This window comes from Protofrankia symbiont of Coriaria ruscifolia, from assembly GCF_900634745.1.
In the GTDB taxonomy this organism is placed as follows: domain Bacteria; phylum Actinomycetota; class Actinomycetes; order Frankiales; family Frankiaceae; genus Protofrankia; species Protofrankia californiensis.
Genome location: NZ_CAAAFR010000030.1, coordinates 1 through 2,018, shown reverse-complemented (window position 1 = coordinate 2,018; position 2,018 = coordinate 1). Strand labels below are relative to the sequence as shown.

General features: G+C 58.8%; 1 pseudogene. It reads left to right on the top strand.

What is annotated here, in order from left to right:
• Positions 1 to 320: 320 nt before the first annotated feature.
• Positions 321 to 2,018 (top strand): annotated as a pseudogene (ftsH, locus tag CV1CTNOD_RS03190) (ATP-dependent zinc metalloprotease FtsH); the annotation flags it as partial.

The window sequence follows — 2,018 nt, the reverse complement described above, 5'->3', positions numbered from 1 at the left end:
GTCGTAGAGTGGCAAGGACAGATAGTGTGGATGCAGGGAGCCGTTGTCGAGCCCGTGGGCGAGGTCGCTTTTGCCGCGGAGCGCGTGTAGCTCCTCAAAGTTTGTGCACTATCGCACCGCTTCCCCGTTTGCGCCATGCCAGAGACGTCCAGGTGGGAGTACAATCGTCTTTGCTGCTCATTGTTTACCCATCCGCGTGTCAGGCTGGATAACCCTTGGTTAATCCTGTATGACTCTTTTTCAAGGGATGCGGTGTCTAATGGTAGTAGGCGCCTGGGAGTCCCCGATTCAGTCCTCTTCCAGCGTGCAAAGGAGTCCTGGTGAACTCGACCGTTAAGACCATCATGTTCTGGGCCTTTATCGTTATCTGCCTGGTGCTGCTCTTCTCCGTGGTGAACCGCAGCGCGATGATGACTGGCAAAGAACAGGAAATCCCCTTCTCGCAATACATGGAAAGGGTGCAACAGGGGCAGGTGAATGACGTCTCCGTGCAAGGCATGGAAGTTCACGGCCACTTCAAGGGCGATGGCAAGGAGCCTACCGCGTTCCATACGACGGTTCCCACCAATTACCCCGACATGTACACCCAGCTGAACGCGAACAAGGTTCAGACGACGGTCAAGAACGAGCAGGGCAATATCATCTGGCCGATCCTGATGAATATCGGCCCTCTGGTGCTGATCCTGGGTATCTGGTTCTTCATCATGCGCCAGATGCAGTCGGGTGGGAACAAGGCGATGTCGTTCGGAAAGAGCCGCGCGCGCCTGCTCTCGATGCAGCAAAAAAAGATCACCTTCAAGGACGTTGCCGGCGTTGATGAAGCCAAGGAAGAGCTGAAGGAGATCATCGAGTATCTGCGTGAGCCTCAGCGATTTCAGAAGCTCGGCGGGCGCATTCCCAAGGGCGTGCTGCTCGTCGGACCTCCGGGAACCGGCAAGACTCTGCTGGCTCGCGCTGTGGCCGGCGAAGCGAATGTGCCGTTCTTCTCGATCTCCGGTTCTGACTTCGTTGAGATGTTCGTCGGCGTCGGCGCGAGCCGCGTACGCGACCTCTTTGAACAGGGAAAGAAGAATGCTCCCTGCATCATCTTCATTGATGAAATCGATGCTGTAGGCCGTCATCGCGGCGCTGGCCTCGGCGGGGGTCACGACGAGCGTGAGCAGACGCTGAACCAGCTTCTGGTCGAGATGGACGGCTTCGAGTCGAACGACGGCGTTATCCTCGTCGCCGCGACGAACCGTCCCGACGTGCTCGATCCCGCGCTGCTTCGCCCCGGCCGTTCGACCGCCGCGTCGTTGTGGGTCTGCCGGACGTTCGCGGGCGCGAGGAAGTGCTGCGCGTTCACGTAAAGAAGGTTCCCGTCGCCGACGACGTCGTCCTCAACAGCCTGGCTCGTGGAACACCGGGCTTCAGCGGCGCAGATCTGGCCAACATGGTCAATGAAGCCGCGCTGAACGCCGCCCGCGTCAACCGCAAGCAGGTCACCATGTACGACTTCGAGCTCGCCAAGGACAAAGTCCTGATGGGTGCGGAGCGCAAGTCGATGCTGCTGACCGATCAGGAGAAGAAGGTTACCGCGTATCACGAAGCCGGCCACGCCCTGGTCGCCTTCTTGCGCGATCACTCCGACCCAATTCACAAGGTCACGATCATCCCGCGCGGCATGGCGCTGGGTGTCACGGTCTATCTGCCGGATGACCGTCACAACTATACGCGTGAATATCTCGAAACCCGGCTGGCGATGCTTTACGGCGGCCGCGTCGCGGAAGAGGTCTTCCTCAACCAGATGTCGACTGGCGCCGGCAACGATATCGAGCGCGCAACGGAACTGGCTCGCTCCATGGTTTGTGAGTACGGCATGAGCCGGCTAGGTCCTCTGACCTTTGGCAAGAAAGAAGAGCAGATCTTCCTGGGTCGCGAGATTGCTCAGCATCGCGACTTCTCGGAAGAGACAGCTCGCCAGATCGACCAGGAGGTTCGCCGCTACATTGATGAGGCTTATCAATCGGCTTACAAAC